At 67.6% G+C, this 22,169-nt stretch carries 13 protein-coding genes; 7 read left to right on the top strand and 6 right to left on the bottom strand.

The window, feature by feature from the left end; all coding sequences use genetic code 11:
* Window positions 1-100 precede the first annotated feature (100 nt).
* The 3 genes from V3596_RS18645 to V3596_RS18655 all read right to left on the bottom strand — a co-directional run bounded on the left by V3596_RS18645 (window position 101) and on the right by V3596_RS18655 (window position 9,906).
* Window positions 101-5,137: a PAS domain S-box protein gene (locus V3596_RS18645; RefSeq protein ID WP_334279309.1), complete on the bottom strand. Its 5,037-nt coding sequence runs from the start codon at window positions 5,135-5,137 to the stop codon at window positions 101-103.
* Window positions 5,112-6,233: an HD-GYP domain-containing protein gene (locus V3596_RS18650; protein ID WP_334279310.1), complete on the bottom strand. Its 1,122-nt coding sequence runs from the start codon at window positions 6,231-6,233 to the stop codon at window positions 5,112-5,114. The genes V3596_RS18645 and V3596_RS18650 overlap by 26 nt, the downstream gene beginning before the upstream one ends.
* A 94-nt stretch (window positions 6,234-6,327) precedes the next feature.
* On the bottom strand, window positions 6,328-9,906 hold the full coding sequence (locus tag V3596_RS18655; protein ID WP_334279311.1) for an alpha-1,6-glucosidase domain-containing protein: 3,579 nt from the start codon (window positions 9,904-9,906) through the stop codon (window positions 6,328-6,330).
* Between the two features lie 164 nt (window positions 9,907-10,070).
* Between V3596_RS18655 and V3596_RS18660 the strand changes: the two genes are divergently transcribed.
* The 5 genes from V3596_RS18660 to V3596_RS18680 all read left to right on the top strand — a co-directional run bounded on the left by V3596_RS18660 (window position 10,071) and on the right by V3596_RS18680 (window position 15,687).
* Window positions 10,071-11,582 (top strand): AMP nucleosidase, encoded by a 1,512-nt coding sequence (locus V3596_RS18660; protein ID WP_334279312.1) that lies wholly within the window; start codon window positions 10,071-10,073, stop codon window positions 11,580-11,582.
* A gap of 69 nt (window positions 11,583-11,651) precedes the next feature.
* Entirely contained in the window at window positions 11,652-12,815 is a 1,164-nt protein-coding gene (locus tag V3596_RS18665; protein ID WP_334279313.1) for a diguanylate cyclase domain-containing protein, read from the top strand.
* A 73-nt stretch (window positions 12,816-12,888) separates the two neighbouring features.
* A complete protein-coding gene (locus V3596_RS18670) occupies window positions 12,889-13,473 on the top strand; it encodes a GNAT family N-acetyltransferase (RefSeq protein ID WP_334279314.1) in 585 nt (194 codons plus the stop codon).
* A complete protein-coding gene (locus tag V3596_RS18675) occupies window positions 13,470-14,081 on the top strand; it encodes a GNAT family N-acetyltransferase (protein WP_334279315.1) in 612 nt (203 codons plus the stop codon). The genes V3596_RS18670 and V3596_RS18675 overlap by 4 nt, the downstream gene beginning before the upstream one ends.
* Window positions 14,047-15,687 (top strand): acyl-CoA dehydrogenase family protein, encoded by a 1,641-nt coding sequence (locus V3596_RS18680; RefSeq protein ID WP_334279316.1) that lies wholly within the window; start codon window positions 14,047-14,049, stop codon window positions 15,685-15,687. Before V3596_RS18675 ends, V3596_RS18680 begins: the two co-directional genes overlap by 35 nt.
* Before the next feature lie 11 nt (window positions 15,688-15,698).
* On the opposite strand, the gene V3596_RS18685 is transcribed toward V3596_RS18680, so the two are convergent.
* Window positions 15,699-16,493, bottom strand: a complete 795-nt coding sequence (locus tag V3596_RS18685; RefSeq protein ID WP_334279318.1) for an alpha/beta hydrolase — start codon at window positions 16,491-16,493, stop codon at window positions 15,699-15,701.
* On the bottom strand, window positions 16,490-17,671 hold the full coding sequence (locus V3596_RS18690) for a PQQ-dependent sugar dehydrogenase (protein WP_334279319.1): 1,182 nt from the start codon (window positions 17,669-17,671) through the stop codon (window positions 16,490-16,492). The genes V3596_RS18685 and V3596_RS18690 overlap by 4 nt, the downstream gene beginning before the upstream one ends.
* Window positions 17,672-17,782: 111 nt before the next feature.
* Here V3596_RS18690 and V3596_RS18695 point away from each other — a divergent pair, with 111 nt between their 5' ends.
* A complete protein-coding gene (locus tag V3596_RS18695) occupies window positions 17,783-19,006 on the top strand; it encodes a vanadium-dependent haloperoxidase (RefSeq protein WP_334279320.1) in 1,224 nt (407 codons plus the stop codon).
* Here V3596_RS18695 and V3596_RS18700 read toward each other — a convergent pair.
* Window positions 19,003-19,890 carry a DUF2785 domain-containing protein gene (locus V3596_RS18700; RefSeq protein WP_334279321.1) on the bottom strand — a complete coding sequence of 296 codons (888 nt, stop codon included), beginning with the start codon at window positions 19,888-19,890 and terminating at the stop codon, window positions 19,003-19,005. The genes V3596_RS18695 and V3596_RS18700 overlap by 4 nt on opposite strands.
* A gap of 176 nt (window positions 19,891-20,066) precedes the next feature.
* Here V3596_RS18700 and fusA point away from each other — a divergent pair, with 176 nt between their 5' ends.
* On the top strand, window positions 20,067-22,163 hold the full coding sequence (gene fusA, locus V3596_RS18705; RefSeq protein WP_334279322.1) for an elongation factor G: 2,097 nt from the start codon (window positions 20,067-20,069) through the stop codon (window positions 22,161-22,163).
* Window positions 22,164-22,169 lie beyond the last annotated feature (6 nt).

Genomic DNA, 22,169 nt, shown 5'->3' on the forward strand with positions numbered 1-22,169 from the left:
GACCATAGATCTTGACGTCGCTCAAGTCCAGCGCAGGTGCGCGTCTTTTGTGCGGCAATCGCGCAACTCAGGTGCCAAGCGGCCGGCGCACCCTTGCCACTCAGCGGCGCTGACGCAGGCGCTGCAGCACCGGCAGCGCGGCGCCGAAATCGAAGGCCCGAATCAGGTCACCCAGCTGATGGGCCGACGGGCCGAAGCTGGCGCGCATGGCGCCGGCCAGCTCGCGGTAAAGCGCCTGCGCGCGGAAATCGCCGGCTGCGAGCAATTGCTCCAGACGGTCGAGCTGGTTGGGGTCCGGCTCGCCAAGCTCATCGAGCCCGCCCGGCCGGGTCTCGTCGCCACCCTGATCGATCGCGGCCAGCCCCTGCAACAGTTCGACCAGGCGGTTCTCGACGCGTGCGCGCAGCGGCATCAGCTGCGGCAGCGGCAGCAAGGCGCCCGATTCGAGACGGGCCGCCTCCTCGCTCAGTTCCTGGGCCCCGATGGCGGCTGCCGCGCCTTTGAGCGAGTGGGCCCAGCGCCGCAGTTCGTCGTGCGACCGGGCGCCCTCGCCGATCTCGGGCAGGGACGCGCGGTCGAAGTGCTGGACGAACTGCCGCAGCACCCGCTGGTAGGTGCCGGCCCGCCCGCCGACGAAGCGCAGGCCCTCGTTCAGATCCAGCCCGGGCACCCGATCCAGGCCCGCCGGCAGCGCTTCGCTCTCAGTTGCGGCAGGTGCCACCGGTTCGACTGCCACTGCCGCACACGGCGCCGGCAGCCAGCGCAGCAAGGTGGCGTAGAGCTGATCCGGATCCACCGGCTTGCCAATGTGGTCATTCATGCCCGCGTCCAGGCAATGCTGGCGATCCTCGCCGAAGGCATTGGCCGTCATGGCCACGACTGGCAGCTTGCACAGGCGCGGCTGCAAGCGCAGCTGGCGCGTCGCCTCCAGGCCATCCATCACCGGCATCTGCATGTCCATCAGCACCAGGTCGAAGTCGTTGCCCGCCAGCAGCTCGAGGGCCTGGCGCCCGTCACCGGCCAGCTCGACCTGCAGGCCGGCCGTGCGCAGCAACTCCATCGCCACGTCCTGGTTGATCGGGTTGTCCTCGACCAGCAGGATGCGCGCACCAGCATGGCGCGCCGCCAGCAGGTCCAGCGGCGTCATGCCTGCGACCGCCTGGGTCCGCGCGCTGGCACCGCCGCCGAGCTGCTCGACCAGCACCTGCGCGAGCCTGGTCAGCATCAAGGGCTTGGCGAGCACGCGCGCGAAGCCGGCCTGCTGGGCCGCCTGGGCGAGGCCCAGCTCGTCGCCCTGGCTCAGCAGCAGCGCAGGTGGGCAGGACGGGCCCAGAACCTGGCGCCAGCTGCCCAGCAGCTGGAGGCCGTCGCTCGCACCCAGGCGCCAGTCGATCAGCAACAGCTCAGGTCGCAAGCCCTGCCGCAAGGCGGCCAGGGCCTCGGCCGGATCGGCGAAGGCATCGACCCGCAAGCCGAGCCGTCGCATCAGTTCGGCCCCGGCTTCTCGTGCCAGCGACAGATCGTCCAGCAGCAGCACCCGACGCCCGGCCAGCTCGACAGGGGCCGACCAGGCCGACTCCACACCCGTGCGCAGGCGGACCTTGATCCAGAACCGGCTCCCCGCGCCGGGCTGGCTGTCCACGCCGACTTCGCCGCCCATCAGCGTGGCCAAGTGGCGAGTGATGGCCAGGCCGAGGCCGGTGCCGCCATAGCGGCGCGTGGTCGAGTTGTCGCCCTGCTCGAAGTCGCGGAACAGCCGCGGCAGCAGGTCCGGCTCGATGCCGATGCCGGTATCCAGCACTTCGAACAGCAATGTCGCCTCGTCGCCCTCGCGCCCGACCTGGGAGGCTCGCAAGCAGACATGGCCGGTCTCGGTGAACTTGACCGCGTTGCTGAGCAGATTGAGTAGCGCCTGCGACAGGCGCGTGGGGTCGCCGCGCCATTGGCAGGGCAGCGCCGGATCGATGACGATCACCAACTCCAGCCCCTTCTCGGCGGCACGCTGGGCTACCAGCTCGCAGCTGCGGTCCAGCAGCTCGGCGAGGCCGAAGGAATGGTCCTCCAGCACCAGCTTGCCCGATTCGATCTTGGACAGATCCAGGATGTCGTTGATCACCTGCAGCAGGTGTTGGGCCGCGCCGCTGAGCTTGGTCAGCCGCTCCTGCGCCACCGGGTCGGCGCTGTCGCGGCGCAGCAGGTGGCTCAGGCCGATGATGGCATTCATCGGCGTGCGGATCTCGTGGCTCATATTGGCCAGGAAAGCGCTCTTGGCGAGGTTGGCCGCGTCGGCACGGTCGCGCGCCTGGACCAGCTCGAGATTGAGGCGTTGCAGCTGTTCCTCGGCCTGCTTGAGTTCGCTGACGTCGTTCACCAGCACGAAAAAGCCCTGCACCGTGCCGTCGCGCAGGTCGGGCGAGTAATGCCCCCAGAGCGAATGCCGAACGCCGGCACCGTCGCTCGCCTGGATCTCGAAATGCTGGACCTCGCCGCGCAAGGCCGCCTGCACATGCGGCTCGATCTGAATGGCCAGATCCTCCGGCAGCACCTCAGCCATGCGCTGATCCAGCATGCCTGCAGGCTCACGATTGAACCAGCGCGCGTAGGCATGGTTGGCGAAGCGGCAGCACCTGTCCTTGTCCCAATAGCCCACCATGCCGGGAATGCTCTCTGCCACCAGGCGGGTGAACGCCTCGGCCTGGGCCAAAGCCAGCGTGCGCAGGCCCACCAGTTCCTCGAGATGGTGACGGTGCCGGTCCAGTTCGCGGCCCTGCCGTTTGTGCTCGGTGATGTCTTCGCCGATCAGGAGCAGATGGCTGATCTGACCGTTGTCCTGGCGGATCGGCGCGGCGCGCACGAATTCCTCGTAGATCTGACCGTTCCGGCGCAGGCGGCTGAACTCACCCGTCCAGGCCTGCCCCTCGAGCAGACAGGTGCGCATCGCCTCGAACTGACCGCTGGCGCCCTGGTCTGGCTGCAACTCGGTCAGCGTGCGGCCCAGTGCGGTGGCTGCCGCCATGCCGCTGATGCGCTCGAAGGCCTCATTGACGTACTCCACGCGTCCCGTCGTGTCTGCGATCAGGATGCTGGCCGGGCTCTGCGCCACCGCCATCGACAGCTTGCGCAGCTGCTCCTCGGAGCGATGCCGGTCGGTGATGTCGGCGACCACAACCAGCACGGCATTGCGGCCCTGGTAGCGGATGCGGCTCGCCTTGAGCTCGATGTCGATGCGACGGCCATCGCGGGCCAGCCAGGTGATCTCGTAATTGGGCGGCGGCTCCGGCCCGTCGCCGACGCGCTGCTCGTAGTTTTCGTTGACCTGCTTCAGGTGTTCCGGGGCGACGAAGGCGTCGAAGGGCAGAGTCCGCAGCGTCGCCATGTCGTAGCCAAGCAGACTGAGCAGTGCCGGATTGGCATAGGCAATGCGTCGGTCCTGGGCCACAAACACGCCCTCGGACAAAGCCTCGAGCAGCATGCGGTAGCGCAGTTCGCTGTCGCTCAGTGCCTCGCGCGCCGCCCGCTCGGCCGTCACATCGCGCGACACGCCGAACAGGCCCAACAACTGTCCTTCGGCGTCGTACAGCGGGCCCTTGGTCGCCTGGAATACGCGCCGACTGCCGTCGGCCGTGTCCACGAGCTCATCGCCCGTGTCGACGCGTCCGGCGGCCAGCACGGCGGCATCGCGCTGCATCACGCGCTCGGCCAGCTCGGGGCTGAACAGCGTCCTGTCGTCCTTTCCGAGCGTGTCCTCGGCCAGCGCCCCGGTGATGCGCTCAGCTGCGCGATTGAAGAGCAGATAGCGCCCTTGCAGGTCCTTGGCGAAGATCGCGTCGGTTGAGGCATCGGCCACCGCCTTGAACAGTTGCAAGGCATCGATCTGGTGGCGCTGCTCGAGCCGCTCGGCCTCCAATGAACGAAGCGCCTCTTTGGAGCGGCGCTGGCGGAACAGCACTGTCAGCACAGCCGCCACCGCGACCATGCTGGCGGCAATCGCAATCAGCAGGGGCTGGGCATGGGACTGCAACTCGCTGGCATCGACCTTGGCGACCAGGACCCAGTCGCTGCCCTCGATGCGGCGCGCATAGCCGAACACCGGCGCGTCGCGGTAGTCACGCCCGGCGATCAATTGGCCGACCTGGCCTTCGCCGCGCAGCAGGCGCGCCGCCACCGTCTGGCTTGGCACAAAGGGCTGGCGCAAGCGCCCCGCCGAACCGCCGTGCAGACGGAAATCGTTCTGCGCCACCAGATCGGCGCCGTCCACGCGCCACACCGCCGTCTCGCCGGTCGCGCTGGACAGTGGCCATGCCTGCAGCAAGGCGAACAGCTCGCGCCGCGGGTCAATCCGCAGCAGCAACACCCAGCCGGTCGCCGGTTCGGTCAAGGGCACCGCGACGTCCAGTGACACGCGCTCGCCCTCGATGGGCAGCACGTCCGTGCGCGCCCAGCGACGGCTGGACCGCGCGTGTGCAACAAGCTGCCCGACCGCGGGCGACAGCTCGGCCTCGCGGCCTGAAGGCCCGCGGTAGAGCGACAGGCGCTGCCCGCCGGCCCCCAGCAGCACCACGTCCTGCAAGTCCAGGACCGAATCCAGGCGCCGCAGTTCGGCCCCCAGCAGCTCGGTCGCGGCCGCGTCTTGACGCGCAGCCCGCACCGCCTGCTGCGCAAGACTGGCGTCCTGCTGCAGTTGCTCGGCCAACGTCCGCAAGCGGGTCAGCCAGAGCTCGGTCTGGTCCCCATGCAGATCGGCAACGGCCTGCATGCGCGCACTCTCGGTATCGCGCATGCTGCGCTGGGCCAGCGTCATGGCCAGCACACCCACCGCCAGCACGGCCAACAGGCTCAGCAGCAAACCCAGCGGCCGCTGGGCCGTCACCCGGCTTTGCGTGCCAGGGCCCGCCGGCCGGCTTTGCATCCCCCGCACACCGCCATAGATCAGGGCCCCGCTGATGGCCACATAGAACCAGCCCTTGAGCAAGGCCATCTGCGCCAACCAACCCGGGTCACTGACAAGGCGGAACAGCAGCCAGTCCGACCCCAGAATCCACACCGCCGACCAGACGGCATAGACCAGCACCAGCCGCATGGCGGCCCGGCGCTGCCCGGCGGCCGGCGGCTCAGACGCTGGCAGCAGCATGGACATCGTCCTCGCTGAAGCGTCGCGCCACCTCGCAGAACTCCGCGAAGCGGGCCAGGAAGGCATCGGCAATGACCGGATCGAAATGCCCGCCGCGTTGTTCGATCACCAGGGAGCGGGCCGCCTCGTGGGTCCAGGCTTCCTTGTAGACCCGCTTGCAGGTCAGCGCATCAAAGACATCGGCGAGCGCCATCAGACGCGCCGCCAGCGGAATGTCCAGGCCTGCCAAGCCTTGCGGATAGCCGCCGCCGTCCCAGCGCTCATGGTGGCTGAGCGCGATCTGCTTGGCATAGCGCAGGTGGTCCAGTCCCGCGCCTGCGCCGGTGTCGCGCTCGGCCTGGCTTATCGCTTCGGCACCCAGCCAGGCATGGGTCTTCATGATCTCCCACTCCTGGGCATCGAGCTTGCCCTCCTTGTGCAGGATGCGGTCAGGGATGCCGACCTTGCCGATGTCATGCAGCGACGCCGAGCGAACCATCAGGTCGGCCGAGGCGGCATCGAGTTCGCCGGCAAAGGCCCCGCGCGCCAGCAGCTCCTCGGCCAGCAGCCGCACGTACTCGCGCGTGCGCAACAGGTGGTAGCCGGTTTCGTTGTCGCGGGTCTCGGCCAGGCGGGCCAGCGCATGCATGCTGACGTCGCGCAGGCGCTCGTTCTCCTGCATGCGGCGCGCCACCTCTGCCTCGAGATAGCGGTTCTGGTCTTCCAGGCGGGCCCGGGCCCGGTGCAGCTCGATGTGGGCCGCGACCCGCGCCAGCAGGATGGGCGGCCGCACCGGCTTGGAGATGTAGTCGACGGCGCCATGCGCGAGGCCGCGCTCCTCGTCGGCGGTCGCGCCCAGGGCGGTCACGAAAATCACCGGCACCTTGGCCGTGCTGGCGTCGCTGCGCCAGCGCTCCAGCACCGCGTAGCCGTCCAGCCCCGGCATCATCACGTCGAGCAGGACCAGGTCCGGCTGCGGCGCCAGCGCCATCAGCTGCAGCGCCCGCTCGCCGCCATTGGCTGCGCGCACCTGGTAGAGCGGCTGCAGCAACTCGCCGAGCACCGTCAGGTTCTCCGCGTTGTCGTCGACGATCAGCACCGTGGGGCGCTGTGAAACCGGCATCTTGCCCCCCTTGCCGGCCTTCAGCGTGAGGACCGGTAGCGGGATCAGAACATGCCTATCCCGGATCGCCGTTGACTTCGCTCAATTTTGCGTCCTAGTTGAGCACCCAAACCAGGGCCGAGCGTGCTGGCACCACGAAGCGGCCGCTGCCCGCATCGAAGCTGGCCTCGGCCGCCACGCGCCGGTCGGCGGCGCCCGGCGCCAGGTGCACCGGGTGCAGCTGATAGGCACGGCCTTTCAGGGCATCCACCGTCAATGTCTGCGCCTGCTTGTCGGCATTGACCAGGTAGATGATTTCCTTGAAGCCGGCGCCGGCATAGCCCGTCCCGTCGACGCGCGCCGCCAGCACGGTGGGCAGCTGTGCAGCGCCGGTATTGAGGAAGGACAGCCGCGCCTTGATGTCGTCGGCCGTGCGCAGTCGCAAGAGCGTGGAGCTGGCGCGCAGCTTCAGCAGGTCGCGGAAGGCGTCGCGGGTCCAGGCGATCTCGCTGGCCGTGGGCTTGATTGCCGCATTGGCCAGCAAGGGCTTCATCACGGTCCAGCTGTCCTGGTTCTCCGTCTTCATCGGCAGGCCGGTACCGAAGAAGTTGTCGGCATGGCTCCAGTCCAGCCGATTGAACCAGTCGCCAGCGTCGTAGCTGTTGCGGTCCAGCGACTTGCTGCGCAGCGTGTCGACACCCGCGTGAAAGTACGGGATGCCCTGGCTGAACATGGTCAGCGCCGCGCCCAGCATCTGCACGCGTGCCCGGTCCTCGCGCGAAGTGGTGATCGGCAGCTTGTAGGCGTTGGTGTCGAACAAGGTCTGGTTGTCGTGGTTCTCCACGTAGTTGACGACCTCGGACGGATCGGTCACGAAGCCCGCGCCATTGAGCTGGTCCAGCGTCACTTGAGCATCCCAATGTGTCTTCATCGAGAAGCTGCGGATCGAGCCGGCCAGGCCGGCCTTGATCAGGTCGCCCTGCCACATCAGGTCGGCCTTGCTCTTGCCGCCACCCTGCGCGTTCGGGTCGAACCAGAGGCCATTGATCCAGCCCTGGTTGGCGATCAGTGCATTGCCCGAGTCAAACGGGCTGCCGCCACGCACCGCGTCGCGGATGAAAGGATTGAAGCTGCCGATGCCCGAGCCATTGAGGCTCCACATCGAGGCCTGTACGAAACGCGCGCCGTTCTCCACTTCGCCGAAGTTCCAGCCTTCACCCAGCAACTGCACCGGGCGGCCGGCGGCCGCAGCCACCTTGCTCTTCAGCTGCTCCATCACGCTGCGCGGCTGGTGGCCCATCACGTCGAAGCGGAAGGAGCTGATGTGATAGTCGCGGGCCCAGACGATGGTCGAGTCGACCATCAGCTTGCCCATCATCAGGTTCTCGGTCGCCGTGTTGTCGCAGCAGGTCGAGGTCTCGATCGCGCCGGCCGCGTTGTAGCGGTGGTAGTAGCCGGGCACGATGCGGTCCAACACCGATTTCGCGTTCTGGCCGGAGGCGGTGGTGTGGTTGTAGACCACGTCCATGCCCACGCGCAGGCCGGCGGCGTTGAGCGCCATCACCATCTGGCGGAACTCGAGCACGCGCTTGGCGCCGTCACTCGCATCGCTGGCATAGCTGCCTTCAGGCGCGGTGTAGTGGTACGGGTCGTAGCCCCAGTTGAAGCAGTCGTTGCCGGCGCTGGCGGCCACGGCGGCTTGCTGTGTCTCTGCATCGGCTGCGCCCGTGGGAACCGGCGTGGAACAGCCGGTTTCCGGCACGCTGGCCAGGTCAAAGACGGGCAGCAGGTGCACGTCCGTCAGGCCGGCATCCGCCAGCGCCTTCAGGTGCTTCATGCCGTTACCGCCGGACTCGGTGAAGGCGAGGTACTTGCCGCGGTTGGCTGCGCTGACGGTCGGGTCATTGGCCGAGAAATCGCGCAGGTGCAGCTCGTAGATGCTCATGTCCGGCGCGGCCGCGACCTTGGCCGGCGGCGTGCTCTGGTCCCAGCCCGCGGGCTTCAGCGCGGCGGCATCGAGGTTGGCGATATAGCTGCGGCGCGAGTTGTCGGTAAGGCTCAGGGAGTACGGGTCGGTGACCAGATTGCGCACCAGGCCCGTGCCGCGCGCGAAGACTTCGACGGCGAACTTGTAGTACTTGCCCGAGAGGTCGCCGCTCTTGGTGATGCTCCAGATGCCGGTGGCCGGGTCGAAGGCGAGCTTGTCGGCTGTGCTCGCGTCGGCCGTGCCGTTCGCATAGGTGAACACGGTCACCGACTGCGCCGTCGGCGCCCAGACTTTGAATGTGGTGCTGCCGTTGGCAATGCGCGCGCCCAGGTCAGTCACATTGGCTGCGGCCGCATAGAGATCGTCCAGTGCGCCGGCCACTTGCGCCGTGGTCGCGTTCTGCACATTGCCGCTGGCGTCTTCCTGCACCAGCAGCACCTGCTTCTTCAGGAGATCGGGCAGCTGGGCCAGGTCAGCAGTCTTCACGCTCATCACCGCGCCGGGCGCGACGAACTTGAATCGCTCGGCCAATGCCGCAGGCACGGCGCCACTGAAACGCTCCAGGGTCAGCGAGCCCTCGGCGCCGGCCACCTTGCCGTCCTTGGGCGCGACCGCCTGTCCGGTGGAAGAGTAGTAGAGCTTCACGGTGCCGCTGCCGTCGACTCTCGGCCACTGGATCAACTGCCTGTTGAGCCAGAAGGCCCGCGCATCGGTGGTGGAAGCGGAGCGGGTGTCAGGCGCCGCCAGGTAGACGGTCGCGTCCTGCTGCACCAGCCAGACTTCAGCCATCTGGTTCTTGACGACGAGGCCTCCGAAGTCGATGCGGATGTTGTCGCTGCGGCCGTCCTTGTCGTTCTCGTTGGGTGCCTGGCCGTGGATGATGAATTCGAGCGACTTGCGGCTGGCGTCAGCCTTCGGATTGAGCACAGGAATGTCGAACACCACCTCGCCCGCAGCCGCCGCGTAGGCAGGCATCTTGCTGAAGGCGGCCGCGGCATTCCACTGCTCGATGGCCACGCCGGGCAGCCTGGATGAATCCAGGCCGCTGCCATTCCACAGATGCAGGCCCCAGGCAGCGTAGTTGGCATCGAAGCGCTTGTAGTGCACGCGAATCGTCGTCAGATCCGGTGCTGCCGCGCCGAGCGGATTGGCCGTGTAGCTGGCGCCATCGCCCTGGATGCGCCAGATCTCGTTCTTGCCGGCTTTCAGCACGTACTTCTGGTCAGTGCCGCCATGGTCCTTGTCGTCGCCCTTGTGGAACAGGTATCCGACCTCGCCACTGCTCGCAGCCAGCGGCACCTCGAACACCACGCCGAAACTGTCCGTGCCAGTCGCGTTGTTGCCCACGCCCCAGCCAGGGTCCTTGGCCGCGCCCCAGCTGTGGAGCTGCCATCCGCTGTAGTCGGCGGCCGTGCGGCGGTAGTGAACGGTCAGCGTTGTCGGAGTTTCGCTGGTGCCTCCGCCACTCCCCGCTGGATTGACCGCCTGCGCCTGCAATAGCGTCTGGAAGCCATCGCCATTGCCCAGGGCCAGCAGCGGGTCCACCGGAGCCGGCGGGGTTGGCGTCACCGGCGTGCTGCCGCCACTGCCGGACGAACCGCCACCTCCGCCGCCACAGGCGACCAGGCAGGCCGTGGTCGCAACGAGCAGGGCGGCGCGCCGGGCGCACGAGGCCCAATGGCGCAGGCGGGAGGCGGCTGCAAGCATGATGGATGTCTCCGTCAGAGGTCTTTTGGTCTGGGCCCGGATCGTAGTGAAGTAAAACTACATTCAAAAGATCGTGTTTACCCCTTGAATTTCATGAAACTCATTCGTAACAAGCGCACTTAAGTACCAAAACTACAGCCAAAAGCAGCGCCACAATCATTGCCATGAGCCCTGCCGCCCCCTTTTTTGCGCCTCAATCCTTCACCGACGCCACGGCCGCTCTGGCCCAGGTCCAGCAGATCTACGAGACGGGTGTCCAGCATCTGCGCCAGGCGCTGCGCACTTTTGTGCAGGGGCAGGATCCCGGCCCGGTCCGGGCTTGCTATCCGTTCGTACGGCTGAGAGCGGGCAGCGTGCGCCGCGTCGATTCGCGGCTGGCCTGGGGTTTCGTGGCGGGGCCGGGCGTCTTCGAAACCACGCTGACCGAGCCGCGCCTGTTCGGCAACTACCTGCGCGAACAGTTCGAGCTGCTGTTGGGCAACCATGATTCGCCGCTGGAAGTGGGCAGCAGCCACGAGCCGATACCGCTGCATTTCGCGCTCGGCGAAGAGGCGCATATCGAGGGCGAGCTCTCCGTCGAGCAGCGTGCCCGGCTGCGCGAGATCTTCGACCTGCCCGACCTGGCTGCCATGGACGACAGCATCGCCAACGGCACGCTTGAAGCGGCGGCTGGCGCCGCCCAGCCGCTGGCACTCTTCACCGCGCCGCGCATCGACTATTCGCTACAGCGCCTGCGCCATTACAGCGGCACTTCGCCGGCACATTTCCAGAACTTCGTGCTGTTCACCAACTACCAGTTCTACATCGACGAGTTCGTGCGCATGGCCCGCCAGCTGATGGCCTCGGCCCCCGACCCGGCAAGACCCGACCCACTGGACGACTGCATCGCCTTCGTGGAGCCCGGCAACGTGATCACCCGCCGCGTCGGCCTGGCGGCCGAGCCCGCCGATTCGCTGGGCGTGCCACCACCGCGCCTGCCGCAGATGCCGGCCTTTCACCTGCTGCGGCGCGACAGCAGCGGCATCACCATGGTCAATATCGGCGTCGGCCCGGCCAACGCCAAGACCATGAGCGACCACATCGCCGTCTTGCGGCCCCATGCCTGGCTGATGCTGGGCCACTGCGCGGGGCTGCGCAACAGCCAGCAGTTGGGCGACTACGTGCTGGCCCATGCCTATGTGCGCGAAGACCACGTGCTGGACGAGGACCTGCCGCTGTGGGTGCCCATCCCGCCGCTGGCCGAAGTTCAGGTCGCACTGGAAACCGCGGTGGCCGAGGTCACGCAGCTGCAGGGCTTCGAGCTCAAGCGCGTGATGCGCACCGGCACTGTCGCCTCCACCGACAACCGCAACTGGGAGCTTTCGCCCAACAACGCGCAAGGCGGGCCCGAGCGCCGCTTTAGCCAGAGCCGCGCGATTGCGCTGGACATGGAAAGCGCCACCATCGCCGCCAACGGCTTCCGCTTCCGCGTGCCCTACGGAACCCTGTTGTGCGTCTCCGACAAGCCTCTGCACGGCGAGATCAAGCTGCCCGGCATGGCCAATCACTTCTACCGCGAGCGTGTCGACCAGCATCTGCGCATCGGGCTGCGCACCGTGGAGCTCTTGCGTGCCGCTTCCCTGAGCCGGCTGCACAGCCGCAAGCTGCGCAGTTTTGCCGAGGTGGCTTTTCAGTGAAAAGCGCCATAGGCGGCGCGCCCGATTGCCACCACAATCGCCGCACCCCAGCCGCCGACAACGCCCCTCATGCAACTCGACGTCAACACCCTCTTCAGCCTGCTGCTGATCCAGGCCCTGATGCTGGCCATCATGCTGCCGGCGCTGATGGGCTGGCGAGCGGTGAGCATGGCGGCTCGGTTCGTGCAGGCCGCGGCGGTGCTGCAATCGCTGGGCTGGGCCGGCATCGTGCTGGCCGGGCAATGGCCGGGGCGCTGGGTCTATGCCGCTGCGCTGCTGTTCCTGAGCGCCGGCTTCAGTGCGCTGTGGTGGGCGCTGCAGGCCTGGGTCGGGCAAAGGCCGGGCCGCTGGCTGATGCAAGGTCTGCCGATGGCGCTGCCCTTGCTCTACATCGCCGGCTATGACTACCCGGCCTTGCGCACGCTGTGGGCCAACGGCGTGCTGGCCGTGCAGCTCGGCCTGATCTGTCTCGCGCTGGCCTGGCCGGCCAAGAACCTCGAACGCTCCAGCCGCCGCTGGCGCGTGCTGCTCCTGCTGGCCCTGCTGGCTGTGGCGGCACTCACAGCCTGGCGCGCCATCCTGGGCTTGCAATCCGGCGACCCGGCGATGGAACTGCACAGCAGCCATCCACTCAACATCACCGCAGCGGTCTTGAGCCACATTGCGCTGCTGGCCTGCGCAATGTCGGTCCTGGTGGCCTGGCGCGCGGAGACCGAAACAGCGCTCAAGCGCCTGGCGCAGACCGATGCGCAAACCGGCCTGTGCAACCGCCGCGCCTTCAGCGCCCGGTCGGTCGACATGATCTCGATGGCCCGCCGCCACAATGAACCGCTGGCGGTGATGAAGCTGGACCTGGACAACTTCAAGGCGATCAACATCCAGCATGGCGAAGCGGCTGGCGACCAGGCCATCGCCTTGTTCGGCAGTTGCCTGCAGGAGCAGATGCGCCTGGGCGATCTGGCAGCGCGCGTCGGTGGCCAGGAGTTCGCTGTCGTGATGGCGCGCTGCGAAGCGCAGGGTCCGCAGGCGCTCGACCTGCGCATGCGCGCGGCCCTGGCCGAGCGCGCGCCCAAGGAGCTTGGCTTTGCAATCTCGTTCAGCGCCGGCTGGGCCAAGCTGCGCCCTGGCGACCGCAGCATCGAGGACCTGATGCCGCGTGCGGTGGCCGCCCTTTATGCCGCCAAGGAAGCGGGCAAGGGTCAGTTGATGGCTGAGCCAGGCATCGAAGAGTAGCTGCAGCCATCGATAGCTGCAAAAGCTGGCATGGGGTTTGCACGGGGGTTCTCATCGAACCGAGGGAGTCCCGATGCTGCATTTCGCCAGCCCCCAACAAACTGCCGTTTCACCGGAGTCGCGCCGCACTCTCCAGCCGACCCAGATCCTGAAATTGACCGGGTCTGACAGCCATTGGCTGCCGGCCCTGGCCGAGCTGCTGGTGGACAACGTCCATCAAGGCGCCTGCCTGGGCTTTCTGGCGCCACTCTCGCGCTTTGCCGCCCTTGACTACTGGCACCAGGTGCTGGCGCGCCTGGGCCCCCATCAACAGCTCTGGATCGCCTGCGAGGGCGAACGGCTGCAAGGCAGCGTGCAGCTCTCGCTGTGCCCGCGCGCCAATGCGCACCACCGCGGCGAAGTCCAGCAATTGATGGTGCACAGCCGCGCCCGCGGCATGGGCTGGGCCGGGCGGCTGATGGCCCGCGTCGAATGCGCCGCGCTGGCCCAGGGCCGCACGCTTCTGGTGCTGGATGCACCGGCGGGCACCCAGGCTGAAGCCGTCTACCTGCACCTGGGCTGGCAACGCGCCGGCGAAATCCCTGGCCACAGCGCCTGCGCCGATGGCGAGCTGCTGGCCGCCGCCCTCTACTTCAAGCGACTGCAGCATCCGAATTGAATCCCGCCGAACTGATACCCACGATGGAAGACCTGAACCCTGACGAGCCCCAGTTGCTGAGCATCGCCAGCGGCAAGATCGCTCGCAGCTGGCTGGCGCGCCTGAACGCCCTGCTGGTGGACGCTGTAGACCAAGGCGCCTCGATCGGCTTTCTGGCGCCGCTGAGCCCGCATGAGGCGAACGACTACTGGGAAGACGTGATTGCCCGCCTGGGCCACGAGCAGCGCCTGGTGCTGCTGATTGCTGGCCAGCGCCTGCTGGGTTCGGTGCAATTGAGCCTGTGCAGCCGCGCCAATGGCCGCCACCGGGCCGAGGTGCAGAAGCTCTTCGTGCACAGCAGCGCGCGCGGCCACGGCCATGGCCGGCGTCTGATGCGCGCGGTGGAAGCTGAAGCCCGCGCCGCCGGGCGGAGCTTGCTGGTGCTGGACACCGAAGCCGGCTCGCTGGCTGAAACCGTCTACCGGCGCCTGGGCTGGAGCCATGCCGGAGAGATTCCGGCCTTTGCCGCAAGTCCGGATGGCGAGCTGCGCACGACTGCGCTCTACTTCAAGCTCTTGAAGCTTGGAGCAGCCAGTGAGCAGCAGCCCTCCCGACGGCACATGGCATAGCCACGAAGTAGCGAACCAGGTCGATGAGCTGAGCGACTACCCGCTCTTCGACACCGACCTGGCCTTGCAGGAAGGCCTTGCGCGCAACAGCGCCCGCTGGGCCGCGCCGCAAATGCAAAGCTATGGCGAGCAACTGGGCCGTGCCGAGACCTATGCGCTGGCCGAGGTCGCCAACCGCCACACGCCCGAACTGCGCACTTTCGATGCCCGCGGCCGCCGCATAGACAAGGTCGACTTCCACCCCGCCTGGGATCAACTGCTGGCGATGTACCGCAGCCAGGGTCTGGTCTCGATGAGTTTTGAAATCTCGCAGCGCGCGGGCCGCTGGAGCGCGTTTGCCGCCGGCTGCTATATGCATGGCCAGGTCGAGGCCGGCACGCTGTGCCCGGCCACCATGACGCAGGCCGCCATTCCCGTGCTGGCGCGCGACCCGCAACTCGCCGCGCTCCTGCCGCAGCTGCGCTCGACCATGCACGACCCGCGCGACCTGCCGATGGCGCAGAAGAACTCGCTGTGGATAGGCATGGGCATGACCGAGAAGCAAGGCGGCTCGGACGTGCGCGCCAACACGACGTGCGCCACGCTTGTTGGCGGGCGTGAGTACCGCCTGCGCGGTCACAAATGGTTCTTCTCGGTGCCGATGAGCGATGCGCATCTCGTGACAGCGCAGACAGAAGCCGGCACCAGCTGCTTCTTCGTGCCGCGCTGGCGGCCCGATGGCACCAAGAATGCGGTGCAGATCCAGCGCCTGAAAGAGAAGATCGGCAACCGCAGCAACAGCAGCAGCGAGGTCGAGTTCCTCGATGCCTACGGCCTGCTGCTGGGCGAAGAGGGTCGCGGCATTCCGACCATCATCGAGATGGCCGGCTACACGCGGCTGAACTGCGTGATAGGCAGCGCGGCGATCATGCGCCAGGCGCTGGTCCAGGCCCTGCACTACACGCGCCGCCGCCAAGCCTTCGGCCGGGCGCTGGCCGATCAGCCCCTGATGCAAGCGGTGCTGGCCGACATGGCGCTGGAAAGCGAAGCCGCGGCCGTGCTGATGCTGCGCCTGGCGCAAGGTTTCGAGAACGGCGAGCGCGGCTGGCAGCGCATCCTCACGCCGGCAGCCAAGTTCTGGGTCTGCAAGCGAGCGGTGGAGCTGTCGGGCGAAGCCATCGAGGTCTTCGGCGGCAATGGCTATGTCGACAACGGCGTGATGGCGCGTCTGTATCGCGAGGCGCCGGTCAATTCGATCTGGGAAGGCTCGGGCAGTGTGATGTGCCTCGATGTCTTGCGTGCTTTTGCGCGCGAGCCCGAGGCATTGCTGGCCCTGCTGGACGATTGGCGCAGCGACGCGGAGCCGACGCTGCGCGCCGAAGCGGACTCGCTCCAGACCCTGCTATCGGGCGATCCCGGCGCCCTGGAAGCGCAAGCCCGTTTGCTCTGCCAACGGCTGGTGCTGCTGGCGCAGGCCGTGCTGCTGCGGCGGCATTCACCTGCATTCCTGGCAGATGCCTTCATTGCCAGCCGCCTCGGCACGCAAGCCGGGCGCGTCTATGGCGCGCTGCCAACGGGCGGCCTTGATGTCGCCGCCATCCTGCGCCGCGCGCTGCACGCGTCCTGAGCTGCAATACGCTAGGGCAGCACCTGCTTCACCGACTGCAGGTACTGGTCGAAGCTCTGCAAGTCGTTGTGGCTCGCGCCTCGGATCAGGGTCAATTGCCCTTGCGGCGCCAGCATCTGCAGCTGCTCGCTGTGCGTGGCTGGTATCAGTTCATCGCGCTCGCCATGCAAGAGCAGCAGCGGGCCCTGCCAATGCCGGAGCGAGGCTGCGGTGTCGAGCGGATAGCGCAACAGCCAGGTCGGCAGCAGCGGAAAGTGCTGGCGCATCAGGTCGACCATGCGCAGATAGGGCGAGATCAGCACCAATTGATCGGGCTTGACCTGCACCGACAGTTCGGCGGCCAGTGCCGTGCCCAGCGAGCGCCCCACGATCACGCGCCGCTTGCCCTCGTAGCGTGGCGTTATCGCGTCCCAGGCGGCCCGCACATCGGCGCGCAACTGCGCCTCGCTGTCGATCTTGCCCGAGCTCTTGCCGTAACCGCGGTAGTCCAGCATGAAAAGGTCGTAGCCGGCGCGACGATAGAAGTCGGCAGTGACGAACCAGCTCTGCAGATTGCCGGCATTGCCGTGCAGATAGAAGACCAGGCCCTTAGGCGTGTCCTGGCGAAGATGCAGGGCTGACAGCTTGGCGCCGCCGGCCACCGGGATCTGCACTTCCTGCACATCGGCGCCGAAGTCGAAGCGATGCTCGGCCGCCAAGGGCACGGGATAGAACAACATGCGCTCCTGGCGCAACCAGACCCACAAGAGCGCAGCCGCCAGCAAAAGGGTCATGCCGAAGCCCATGCGCAGCATCCAGGCCGTCATCGATGGATCCTCAGCAACTTTCCACTGTCGGTCAGCAGGAGGATGGCACCGTCCGGGGCCTGCCTCACGTCACGGAAGCGCTCACCCAGGTCCGCATGCATGGCGGTGCGCGAGGCCACGGTGTTGCCACTCAACTGCAGACGCCACAAGGTCGTGCCTGCCAGCGAGCCGGAGAAGAGCTGGCCCTGCCATTCCGGGAACATCGCGCCGGAATAGAAGGTCAGGCCGGCTGGGGCCACGGACGTGGGCACCCAGTAGGTCAGCGGTTCCACATAGCCCGGCGCATGCACGCCGCCGCCGATGCGGCAGGCGTCACCCACCGGATCCCCGTAGTTGCAGCCATAGCTCTTGATCGGCCAGCCGTAATTGGCACCAGCGCGCGCGATGTTGATTTCATCGCCACCCTGCGGCCCGTGCTCGCTGACCCACAGCTCGCCGGTCGTCGGATGCAAGGCCGCACCTTGCGGATTGCGGTGGCCCAGGCTCCAGAGGCCGGCGCGGGCACCGACGCCGAAGGCCGGGTTGTCGCCGGGCATGCTGCCGTCGCGGTTGATGCGCACCACCTTGCCCAAGGTCTGTGCCAGGTCTTGCGCGGGGCTGCCCAGTTGGCGTTCGCCCAGGGTCACGAACAGCGTCTTGTCACGTGCGAAAACGAGTCGTGATCCGAAGTGGCCGCTGCCCGTGACCTTGGGCGCCTGGCGGAAGATCACCGCCACTTCGGTCAAGGCATTGCCGGTGAGCTTGCCCCGCGCCACCGAAGTACCGGCCTTGCCTGCCTCGGCGCCAGCGCCCGGCTCGGAGAAGCTGAAGTAGACCCAGGGCGCGGAGGCGAAATCGGGATCGATGGCCACGTCGAGCAGGCCGCCCTGACCGGCTGAAGCCACAGCGGGCACGCCGGTGATCGTCGTCGCCGCGCCTTGACCGCTGGCGGCGAGGCGCACGAGGCTGCCACCCTTCTGCGTCACCAGCATCTGGCCGTCGGGCAGAAAGGCGAGGCCCCATGGGCTTTGCAGGTCGCTGCGCAGCGTCGTGAGTTGTGGCGCCGTGGGGTTGGGTGTGGGAGTCGGCGTCGGGGTAGGAGCCGGCCCGGCCGTAGCCCCGCCGCCACCGCCGCAGCCAGCGATCAGCCACAGGAGGGCTACCAGCAAAGTCCAGGCAGATTGGCGAGCTTGTTTCATGTCGATCGAGCTTCAGGCCCCATGGAGCGGTGAGCCAGTCTAGGTCAGGGGCTTGCGCCGGTGAGTGACCAAGCGTACGTTGCGTACTCTTTGGCACGGAGGCTAGGCAGGATGAAGAAGCTGCTGCTCAAGATCGGCTGCATCGCCCTGCTTTGCAGCGGCCTGGTCGCTCGCAGTGCCGAGCCCAGCATGGTGCTGGAATGGGCCGCCCAGGCCACGGCCACCATCGAGACGCTGCCCACACCGCGCCAGCCACGCGCCGGTGTGATGGTGGACTTGGCAGTGTTCAATGCCTTGAATGCCATCGAGCCCCGCTACCGGGGCTACGGCCCGCCGCTGGAGGCCAGTCCGCAGGCCCTGCCCGAGGCTGCAGTGGCCGCCGCCGTGTGGGGCGTGCTCAGCGCCGAACCGCAAGCCGAGCACGGCACCCTGGCTCGGGCCTACACGGATGCGATTGCCCGCTTGCCCGAGGGCGCCGCTCGCCAGGCAGGCATTGCCCTGGGGCTGCGAGCCGCCCAGGCCGTGCTGAGCCTGCGCGCCGGCGATGGCTTCGAGCGGACCGAAGGACCGAAACCAGCCGCCGCGGCCGGCGTGTTCCAGCCACCGGCCGGCCGCAGGTCTGGCTTCAGGATAGACAAGCAGCCCCTGACACCATTCGGCATCGCCCGGTTGGAGGCCTTCGAGCCCGGCGCGCCGCCATCGCCTGAGAGTGACCTGGGCAAGCGCGAGCTGGCTGAAGTCAAGGCGCTCGGCGCCCGACAGAGCGCGAACCGCAGTGCCGACCAGACGGCTGCCGCGCTCTACTGGAACTCCAGCCCGCCAAGCGACGAGCATGAGTTCGTCAAGACCCTGCTGGCCGTCAATCCGCTGCCGCCGCTGGAGACGGCACGCCTGCTTGCCTTGCTGTCGATGAGCGACTTCGACAGCCGCCTGCTGGGCAGCCTGCTGAAGCTGAAGTACCAGCGCTGGCGGCCGCAGACCGCGATCAGCAGCGAGTTCACTCCCGCGGCACAACGCGATGCCAACTGGGAGCCCCTGATGCGCACACCCATCGATCCGGAATACCCCTCCGGCTACGGCCTGTGGGCAGGCACGGCCGATGCGCTCTATCCGCTGATGCAGCCCAAGACCCTTCAGCGCTTCAACTCGGCCACCGGACAGACGCGCAGCTGGGCCAGCGTCGATGCCCTGGCCACGGAGATGGTCAACTCGCGGGTCTGGGGCGGTGTGCATTTCCGCAGCTCCGTCGAGGCCGGGCGGCGGCTGGGTCGGCAGGTAGCCGAAGAGATCCTGGCCACGCAATTGCAGCCGCTGGTGCGCGCTTCGGGCAACTAGCCGAGCTGTTGCATGGCCGCGCGCACGGCGGGCAGCAGGCGAGCCTTCAGCGCTTCATCGCGTGATTCGTTCAGGCTGAAATAGAGCGGCCAGAGGAATTCGCGGGCGTTGTGCATGCGGACCAGCAAGGCGGCATCCGGGTTGGCCTTGGGCATGGCTGCGGCCAGGGTGCTGCTGAGCCATTGCTGCCAGTCGTCCGCCGAGACATCGCCACGCCAGGCCGCAAACAGCGCGGGCCGCGCCAGCCGCTGACCTTCACCGAACTGGTAGGCATGTGCGCCGCCGGCCAGCACCTGGCTCGCCACCGCCTGCAGGATGCGGCACTGCGCTGCGGCGTCCAGGCCCGCGTTCAGGCTCAGCTGCATCAGCAGGTCGGCACCATGGGCCACGCCATGGCGCCAGCCCTCGCCAGTGATGAAGCCGCGCCTGTCTTGCACGCCCGCCAGGTAGGCGCAGGCGCGCTCCAGCAGGTCCTGGCGCTGAGCCGGGCTGAGGAAGGGCTGCAGGCGGTCGACGCGAGCGATTTCAGCCAGCGCCAACGCCGCGAAAGGCGCGTGAAAGCCCTGACTGACATCCGGGCCGCTCAAGATGGGCAACAGGCTTTCGCGCAGGGTTTGCAGCGTTTCGGGCTTCAAGGCCTTGGCGCGCATCCATTGCGAGAGCAATTCGAACCCCAGGCCGTCGCGCAACGCGGGGTCCGGGCTGGCCAGGCAACTGGCCAGTTGGAGCGCCTGGGCCTGCAGCATGACCAGCTCGGCCTCGCTGGCTTCGGGCTTCAGGGCGTCGCGCAGCTGGGTAGCGGAAGCGGCAGGGCATGCCGCCTGGGCAGCCAGCGGAACCACGGAAGCGGCAAGCAGAATCAGGTTGCACAAGCGCAGGCGCATCGGTTCTCCATGGGCGGGGGCGGGTCTGGCCGGCCATTTTGAATGAGGCCCGCCGGGCGAGTCAGAAGCCACGGCTTCTTCCTCTTGTGCACCCTGCTCGCATGCCCTACCCTGACCGCACAAAGCCGGGCTTCGCGCCCGCAGCAGCTCGGGTACGCAGACAAAGGAGCACAACCATGTCCAACCCCAGCAACAGCTCCCGCGGGAGCGCCAGCAACGGCAGCCCAGGCAGCGCCGGCGGCAACCTGGAGGCCATCCGCACGGTGGCCCTGGTCGGACCGGCCGGCGCGGGCAAGACCAGCCTGGTGGAGGCGCTGCTGCATCAGGCGGGCGCCATCCTGAGCCCAGGCAGCGTGGAGCGCGGCAACACTGTCAGCGACCACGACCCGCTGGAGAAGCGGATGCAGCATTCGCTGCAGGCCTCCCTGGTCCACATGCAGCATGCCGGCATCCGCATCCACGCGATCGACACCCCCGGCGCGCCCGACTTCACCGGCCAGTCACTGCCAGCCCTGGAGGCCGCAGACACAGCCATCATCGTGATCAATGCGCAGAACGGCATCGAGCTGATGGCGTCAAGGCTGATGGAGACGGCCGCCACGCGCGGCCTGTGCCGGCTGATCGTGATCAACAAGATCGACGCGCCCGGCGTCAAGCTGCCCGCCTTGCTGGCCCAGCTGCGCGAGACCTTCGGCCGCGAGTGCCTGCCGCTCAATCTGCCCGCCGACAAGGGCAGCCGCGTTCAGGACTGCTTCTTCAGCCGCGAGGGCGATGCCGACTTCTCGTCGGTCGCCGAGGCACACCAGGCACTGGTGGAGCAGGTGGTGGAGGTCGATGCCGACTTCGTTGATCGCTACCTGAACGAAGGCGATGTCGATGCGCGCGAACTGCACGCACCGCTGGAACAGGCGCTGCGCGAGGGCCACCTGATCCCGGTCTGCTTCACCTCGGCCCGCACGGGCGCCGGCGTGGCCGAACTGCTGGACGTGGTCGAGCGCCTGCTGCCCAATCCGAGCGAAGGCAACCCGCCTCAATTCCTGGTCGGAGAGGGGTCGGACGCCGTGCCACTGCAAGCTGCACCGGACCCACAGGCCCATGTGCTGGCCCATGTCTTCAAGATCAATGCCGACCCCTACCTCGGCAAGCTGGGCATCATGCGTGTGCACCAGGGCACATTGCGCCGCGGCGCCCAGTTGCTGGTGGGCCACGCACGCAAGCCATTCAAGGTCAGCCATCTCTTCATGCTGCAGGGCAAGGAGCATGTGGAGATCGAGCAAGCCTTGCCGGGCGACATCTGCGCCATCGCCAAGGTGGATGAACTGCATTACGACGCGGTGCTGCACGACGCGCCGGAAGACGAACACATCCGCTTGAAGCCGCTGGACTTTCCAGTGCCCGTGCATGGCCTGGCCATCAGCCCGACGCGCCATGGCGACGAGCAGCGCATGTGGGAGATCCTCGGCCGCCTGATCGACGAGGACCCCTGCCTCAAGGTCGAGCGTACCGGTACGACCAATGAAACCGTGGTCTATGGCCTGGGCGAGCTGCATCTGCGCATGCTCTTGGACCGGCTGCGCGAGACCTACAAGTTCGAGGTCACCACGCAGCCGCCTCGCATCGCCTACCGCGAAACCGTGTCTTCGCCGGCCGAAGGCCACTACCGCCACAAGAAGCAATCGGGCGGCGCGGGCCAGTTCGGCGAGGTCTATCTGCGCATCGAGCCGCTGGAGCGCGGCGCGGGTTTCGAGTTCGTCGATGCCGTCAAGGGCGGCACGATTCCGGGCCAGTTCATGCCCGCGGTCGAGAAAGGCGTGCGAGCGGCGCTGGACAGCGGCGTGGTCTCGGGCAACCCGCTGGTGGACGTGAAGGTCACCGTATTCGATGGCAAGCACCACTCTGTGGACAGCAAGGAAATAGCCTTTTTCACAGCCGGCAAGCGCGCCTTGATGGCTGCGGTGCGCGAGGCGCGGCCCCTGGTGCTGGAGCCCATCGTGCAGATCGAGATCAGCGCGCCGGAGCATGCGATGGGCGATATCACCGGCGACCTCGCCGCTCGGCGCGGCCAGGTCAACGGCACGCGCTCCAATGTGCCCGGCATCATCAATGTGCAAGGCCTGGCGCCGCTGGCCGAGCTGGCGAGCTACCAGACCCGCTTGAACGCGATGACCAGTGGCCAGGGCCGCTATACAGTGGCGCTCTCGCATTACGAGCCGGTGCCCCCCAGTACGCAGGCAGCGCTGGTGGCGGCGCACCGCACGCAGGAGGAAGAATAAGCTCCT

The organism is Roseateles microcysteis, from assembly GCF_036880965.1.
Lineage (GTDB): Bacteria > Pseudomonadota > Gammaproteobacteria > Burkholderiales > Burkholderiaceae_C > JAUASW01.